This window comes from Microbacterium sp. SCN 71-21 (assembly GCF_001725695.1).
Classification (GTDB): Bacteria; Actinomycetota; Actinomycetes; order Actinomycetales; family Microbacteriaceae; genus Microbacterium; species Microbacterium ginsengisoli.
In genome coordinates this window covers 1-5,624 of record NZ_MEGA01000096.1, presented here as the reverse complement: position 1 = coordinate 5,624, position 5,624 = coordinate 1, and the positions used below count along the sequence as shown (strand labels likewise).

Annotated in this window: 7 protein-coding genes; 6 read left to right on the top strand and 1 reads right to left on the bottom strand. The window is 72.3% G+C overall.

The genetic code is table 11. From position 1 onward, the window contains the following. Nucleotides 1-40 precede the first annotated feature (40 nt). The 6 genes from sigK (at nucleotide 41) to ABT08_RS11840 (ending at nucleotide 4,290) form a co-directional block, all read left to right on the top strand. The gene (gene sigK, locus ABT08_RS11865; protein ID WP_200930940.1) at nucleotides 41-640 is read left to right on the top strand and encodes an ECF RNA polymerase sigma factor SigK; all 600 of its coding nucleotides are present in this window, start codon (nucleotides 41-43) and stop codon (nucleotides 638-640) included. Next, on the top strand, nucleotides 637-1,428 hold the full coding sequence (locus ABT08_RS11860; RefSeq protein ID WP_056210302.1) for an anti-sigma factor: 792 nt from the start codon (nucleotides 637-639) through the stop codon (nucleotides 1,426-1,428). The genes sigK and ABT08_RS11860 overlap by 4 nt, the downstream gene beginning before the upstream one ends. A gap of 154 nt (nucleotides 1,429-1,582) precedes the next feature. Further along, the gene (locus ABT08_RS11855; RefSeq protein ID WP_045245865.1) at nucleotides 1,583-1,930 is read left to right on the top strand and encodes a helix-turn-helix transcriptional regulator; all 348 of its coding nucleotides are present in this window, start codon (nucleotides 1,583-1,585) and stop codon (nucleotides 1,928-1,930) included. Between the two features lie 86 nt (nucleotides 1,931-2,016). Then, entirely contained in the window at nucleotides 2,017-2,421 is a 405-nt protein-coding gene (locus tag ABT08_RS11850; RefSeq protein WP_045245862.1) for a VOC family protein, read from the top strand. A 52-nt stretch (nucleotides 2,422-2,473) separates the two neighbouring features. Beyond that, on the top strand, nucleotides 2,474-3,112 hold the full coding sequence (locus ABT08_RS11845; RefSeq protein ID WP_045245863.1) for a hypothetical protein: 639 nt from the start codon (nucleotides 2,474-2,476) through the stop codon (nucleotides 3,110-3,112). Nucleotides 3,113-3,405: 293 nt separating this feature from the next. Then, nucleotides 3,406-4,290, top strand: a complete 885-nt coding sequence (locus ABT08_RS11840; RefSeq protein ID WP_288115082.1) for an aminotransferase class IV — start codon at nucleotides 3,406-3,408, stop codon at nucleotides 4,288-4,290. A 367-nt stretch (nucleotides 4,291-4,657) separates the two neighbouring features. Here ABT08_RS11840 and ABT08_RS11835 read toward each other — a convergent pair whose 3' ends face one another. After that, a complete protein-coding gene (locus ABT08_RS11835; protein WP_288115081.1) occupies nucleotides 4,658-5,242 on the bottom strand; it encodes an endonuclease domain-containing protein in 585 nt (194 codons plus the stop codon). Between the last annotated feature and the right edge of the window lie 382 nt (nucleotides 5,243-5,624).

Genomic DNA, 5,624 nt, shown 5'->3' with positions numbered 1-5,624 from the left:
CCGCCCCGTCCGCTGCGAGAGGAGTCCGTGAATGTACGGCATGCTGGTCGACATGGTGATCGACGGCGCTGACGTCCCCGAGGAGGGTCCCGTCGTCGACCGCATCGCCGAGTTGCTGGTGGCGACCGCCGGCGGCGACCAGGGCGCGTTCGCCGAGCTGTACGACGCGCTGTCGTCGCGGGTGTTCGGTCTGATCCTGCGCGTACTCGTCGACCGGTCGCAGAGCGAAGAGGTGCTGCAGGAGGTCTTCCTCGAACTGTGGCAATCCGCCGGGCGGTTCGTTCCGAACAAGGGACAAGGCCGCACGTGGGTGATGACCATCGCCCACCGCAGAGCCGTCGACAGAGTGCGCGCATCGCAGTCGAGCAGTGACCGGGACACCCGAGCCGGGCTGCGGGAGATCGCGGTGCCGCACGCCGACGTCGCCGAGCAGGTCGAACTGAAAACCGACGCCGAACGTGTGCACGAGGCGCTGCGTTCCCTTCCCGAGGCGCAGCGCGAAGCGCTCACTCTCGCCTACTTCGGCGGCTACAGCCAGAGTGAGGTGGCCGCCCTCGTGGGTGCACCGCTCGGCACCATCAAGACACGTATGAGAGACGGGCTCGCCCGACTCAGACAGGAGATGGGGGTGACCCCGTGAACGAGAACGACTTCGCCGAGCTGTCGGCGGCCCGCGCCCTCGGTGCTCTCTCGCCCGACGAGCAGCGCGCCTTCGACGAGGCGCTCGCGTCGCACCCCGAGTGGGCTGCCACCGTAACTGCCGACGAGGCGGCCGCGGCCGCACTCGCCGACACCGTGACGGATGTCGCGCCCCCCGCCGACCTCCGCGCCTCGCTGCTCGCCCGCATCCAGGACCTTCCGCAGCACTCCGACGCGGATGCCGCGGCCGACGCCCCGCCCGCGCCGTTCACGTTCGTCACACCGAGCGTGGAATCGGTGCGGTCGGCCCCGATCGCGAACGCCCGGCGGGCACGCCGCATCCTCTTCGCCCTCGCCGCGAGCATCGCCCTGGTGGTCGCGATCGGCATCGGCGGCACGATGATCGCCGGGCAGCTGAACCCGAAGCCCGCGGCGGTCGTCGCGCTCGAGAAGATCGAGTCGGCACCGGATGCCGCCAGCGCCCAGGCGGGCGTCACCGGCGGCGGCACGGCCACCCTGCACTGGTCGTCCTCGCTCGGGCAGGCCGTGCTCGTCTCGTCGGGCATGGCGAGCCTCGCAAGCGACCGCACCTATGAGCTCTGGTACCTGCGAGACGGCGTGCCGACCGCGGCGGGCACGTTCGATGTGTCGGGCGGGTCGGCGACCGCGCAGCTGCGCGGCGGGTTCCAGGCGGGCGACATCGTCGCCGTGACGGTGGAGCAGCAGGGCGGCTCGGCGACCGGCCAGCCCACGACGAAGCCTGTGCTCGCGATCGAGACGCCGGCCTGACGCACTCCGGCGGTGCGCGCCCGGGGAGACCGGCGTCACCGGCGCCCCGTGCGCGCCCCGGCATCACCGGCCCCCGCAGCGCTAGCGTGAACGGGTGACCCCCCGCGCGCAGACCCCCGAGGTGCTCGCGCGCCTGCGACGGGCGCGCGACCTGATGGACCGCTCGTACGCCGAACCGCTCGAGGTCGCGATCATGGCGCGCGAGGCGTTCATGTCGACCGCGCACTTCTCCCGTGAGTTCCGCGACGCGTACGGGGAGACGCCGTACGGCTACCTGATGACGCGCCGCATCGAGCGCGCCATGGCGCTGCTGCGGGCGGGGACGACGGTGACCGATGCGTGCATGCGGGTGGGAGCGACATCCCTCGGGTCGTTCAGCGCCCGGTTCACGCGGCTTGTCGGCGAGACACCGAGCGCCTACCGGGCCCGCGATCACGCCGCCACCGAGGACATCCCGGCCTGCATGGCGCGGGTGCTCACTCGCCCCACCCGGTTCGTCTGATCGCGCACCGCGTCCCGGTCGCCGACGGTGCGGGGTGAGCAGGATCAGAGAAGCGGATGCCGCCTCCCGCCCGTAGCGTGGAGGCCATGACCTCCATCTCGCTTCGCTTCTTCCCGATCACCGCCGACGACATCGACGCCGGCATCGCGTTCTACCGTGACGGACTCGGCCTCGAGCTGCGCAACAACGTCGCCGCGGGTGACTTCCACTGGGTCACGCTCGGCGTGCCCGGCACCGACGTGGCCGTGGTGCTCTCCGAGCCCGGTGCCGGCCGCTCGCCCGACGACGCCGAGGCACTGCACCGGCTCGTCGCGAAGGGAGCGATCGGCCCGATCGTGTTCGAGACCGACGACCTCGACGGCGTGTTCGCCCGCCTCACCGCCCTCGGCGCCGACCTTGTGCAGGAGCCGACCGACCAGCCGTGGGGGCCGCGCGACGCCGCATTCCGCGACCCGGCCGGCAACCTCATCCGCATCAACCAGGCCGGCTGAGCCGGCGGTCGGTGCGGCCCGGGAGGCGCCCCTCGCCCCGTACCCTGGACAGGTGAGCGACGATCCCCGGCCGTACCACAAGCCCGTGCGCCGCCCCGCCGAGCTGTTCGACCGGCTCTACTCGGGCGACGACCCGGCCGAGGTCTCGCGCATCGCCCACTCGACCGCCGCCGCACTCCTCGCGCGCGTGCGCGAGGACCCCGACGTCGACGTCGTCGAACGCCTCGTCGCGTTCACCGACCGTCACGGCATCGACGACATCGCCGATCTGTGGTCGCGCGCGCCCGCTCGATCTCTGCCCGGCGCGCTCTGGCGGCTCTATCTGCTGCAGCTCATGATCCACGACGACCCGCGCACCGCGGCGCTGCTGTTCGAGCGCGGACGCCTGGCACGTTCCGGAGCCGACGAGGTGGTCGCAGGAGCGCCGACCCCGGCCGGCCCGGACGAGCTCGTCACCCTCATCGACACGATCCTGCGGGGGCTGTTCCAGGGTGACTTCGCGGTCGCACTCGAGCGGGCGGCATCCTTCTGCCGCATCGTCGCCGCCGGTGCGGTGCAGCTCGCCGACGACCACGACGTCGCGGAGCCGGCGCGCGCGAGCGCCTTCACGACGCGGGCGCTGCGCCTCGACACCTACGCGGAGGACCTCTCGGGCGCGGCGGCGCTCTGGCGCCGCGACGCGCTCGCCTGAGTCGCTTGCTCTCGCGCCGCGACACGCCGGACCGGGCGGCGCTTCGGCGCCGCGACGCTTGCTCCTGAGTCACGCCCTCGCATCGCGACGCGCCCGACCGGGGCGGCACCCGCACGGAGGAAGGGAAGAACCGAGCCGCAGAAACGCCTCTCGGCGCAAGGCCGCTCGCAGCGGCAGATATTGGAGCCCGGGGTTACTGCGGCCCGGCCGGTCCAGTGTAACGGAGCGCCCCCGCGCGGCATTCCCGCGTCATCCGCCCGGGCGCGTCGCCGTCGCGCGCGTAGGCTCGCAGCATGACCTGGCGTTTCGCGCTCATCATCGAGCCCGTGGCATCCGATGACCCCCGCACCGACTTCGACACGACCTTCGCGCCCGTCGACGCCTCGGCCCCCGCCCTCAGCATCGGCGAGCTCAGCACCCAGCGCGGAGACGGCATCTTCGAGTCGATCGGTGTCGTCGACAGGCACCCGCAGGAGGTCGAGGCGCACCTGGCGCGGCTCGCGCACTCCGCGGAGATCTGCGACCTTCCGGTGCCGAAGCTCGCCCAGTGGCGCGCCGCCGTGGCCCGCGCGGCGGCGCAGTGCCCGGAGGGCGAGGCGGTCATCAAGCTCATCCTGAGTCGCGGCATCGAGCACGGCCCGACCCCGACCGCGTGGGTGACCGCGTCGGCCGCGCCCGACTATGCCCGCCCGCGCGCCGAAGGCATCTCCGTCGTCGTGCTCGATCGCGGGCTCGACCTCGCCGCACCCGCCCGCGCCCCCTGGCTGCTGCTCGGTGCGAAGACGTTGTCGTATGCGACCAACATGGCGGCGCTGCGCGAGGCGCACCGACGCGGCGCGGATGACGCCGTCTTCGCCACGTCCGATGGATTCCTGCTCGAGGCGCCGACCGCGTCGCTCGTGCTGCGCCGCGGCGATGTGTTCGTGACCCCCGAGCCCGCCGCCGGCATCCTGCACGGCACCACCCAGCTGAGTCTGTTCGCCCACCTCGCCGAGCGGGGGTTCACGACCGCCTACGAGACCCTTCCGACGGCGGCCCTCGCCGACGCGGATGCCGCGTGGCTCGTCTCGAGCGTCCGCCTCGCCGCCCCGATCACGGTCGTCGACGGCCAGGCTCTCCCGCACGACGCCGCCTTCACGGCCGAGCTGAACGCCTACCTGCTCTCGCCGCGCGACTGAGCCGCGGCATCCGGGTGTGCGGCATCCCGGGCTGACGCGGTACGCCCCATCGATCCTTTGCCCGCCGCGACTGAGCGGCAGCATCCGGGCGTGCGGCATCCGCGCCGCGGCATCCCGGCCCGGCCGCGGCATCCGGGCGTTCTCGGTCCCGGGTGACGCGCCACAACCGTGTGCGCGCCGGTCTTCAGGCTGACGCGCCAGACCGTGTGCGACGCCGGCTTTCGGCGTGTCTCGCACCCCGCAGCGTCGGAACTTCTCGATGGCACGCCGCGATTGCGCTCGGCGCGGCGGGGTGTCGGGAGAAAGTTCCGACGTTGTGATGATCGCAGCGGGTTGTCGACGCCTACCGGCGTGCGTCGCAGGTCGATCACCCCAGGCCGAGCGCGCCGAGGATCGCGCGTTCGACGAGGTCCCAGTCGTGCACGATCAGGGCGTAGTCGAACCGTAGTGTGCGGTATCCCCAGGCGGCGGATGCTGCGTCTCGAACGAGGTCGTGGTGTCTCCGTTCGGCGCCCGCGTGGTTCTCGCGCCCGTCGGCTTCGACGATGAGGCGTCCGTCAATGAGAAGGTCGACCCGTCCGACACCGAGGACGGAAACCTGGGCGCGCACGTCGAGCTGCCAGTGCCGCAATCGCCAGCGGATCAGCGACTCCAGCCCGCTGTCGGCATCGTCTCGCGCGAACGCGATCGCCTCGCGGGCTCGGTCGTTCGTGCGCTCGTGCAGCCAGGCGAGATCGTGCGGCGCGACGAGTCCGAGGCGCAGGGAGGACTCCAGGGCGACGAAGAACTGCTCCGTTCCCGCGCAGCGATCGATCTCCCTGAGCACGCTCCGCGCTGTCGCCCGCGGGGTCGGCGCGTCGCCCCAGTGCACGATCGTGTCGGCTTCGATGATTGTGGGGGTGCGGCTGTGGTGGCCACAGCGCAGGTGGAGGTGGTCGTCGTCGCTCAGCACCCAGATCCCGAGGTGGCGAGCCGCGCTGATGCACGGAGCCGGCCTCCCGCCCGCGCAGCGCGACGCACATCGTCGCAGCTCGACGGTGTCGCGAACACGCCTCGCCGCAGGCGGATGAGCTCGCCCGTCTCGAGCGCACGTTCGATGCGGGTGCGTGAGTAGCGCAGCGCGCGAAGCTGCGCGCTCGTTCGCACCGCCGTCCTCTCGTCGCACACATGGCCATGGTGGGCGCACATCACGTCGTGAGTGTCCGAGCAGCGCGGCATCCGTGGATCGTCGGTGGCCTGCGGGCATGGGGGAGGGGACGTCACTCCACACTCCGTCGGAAGTTCTGCGCGACACCCCGCCCTCGTCATGCGCTAACCGGCGAGTCGGCCACAAC

What these genes read in the sequence shown, in the direction of transcription:
- sigK (WP_200930940.1), top strand. Translation starts at nt 41, where the DNA reads ATGCTGGTCGACATGGTGATCGACGGCGCTGACGTCCCCGAGGAGGGT.
- ABT08_RS11855 (WP_045245865.1), top strand. Translation starts at nt 1,583, where the DNA reads ATGGACCGCTCGTACGCCGAACCGCTCGAGGTCGCGATCATGGCGCGC.
- ABT08_RS11850 (WP_045245862.1), top strand. Translation starts at nt 2,017, where the DNA reads ATGACCTCCATCTCGCTTCGCTTCTTCCCGATCACCGCCGACGACATC.
- ABT08_RS11840 (WP_288115082.1), top strand. Translation starts at nt 3,406, where the DNA reads ATGACCTGGCGTTTCGCGCTCATCATCGAGCCCGTGGCATCCGATGAC.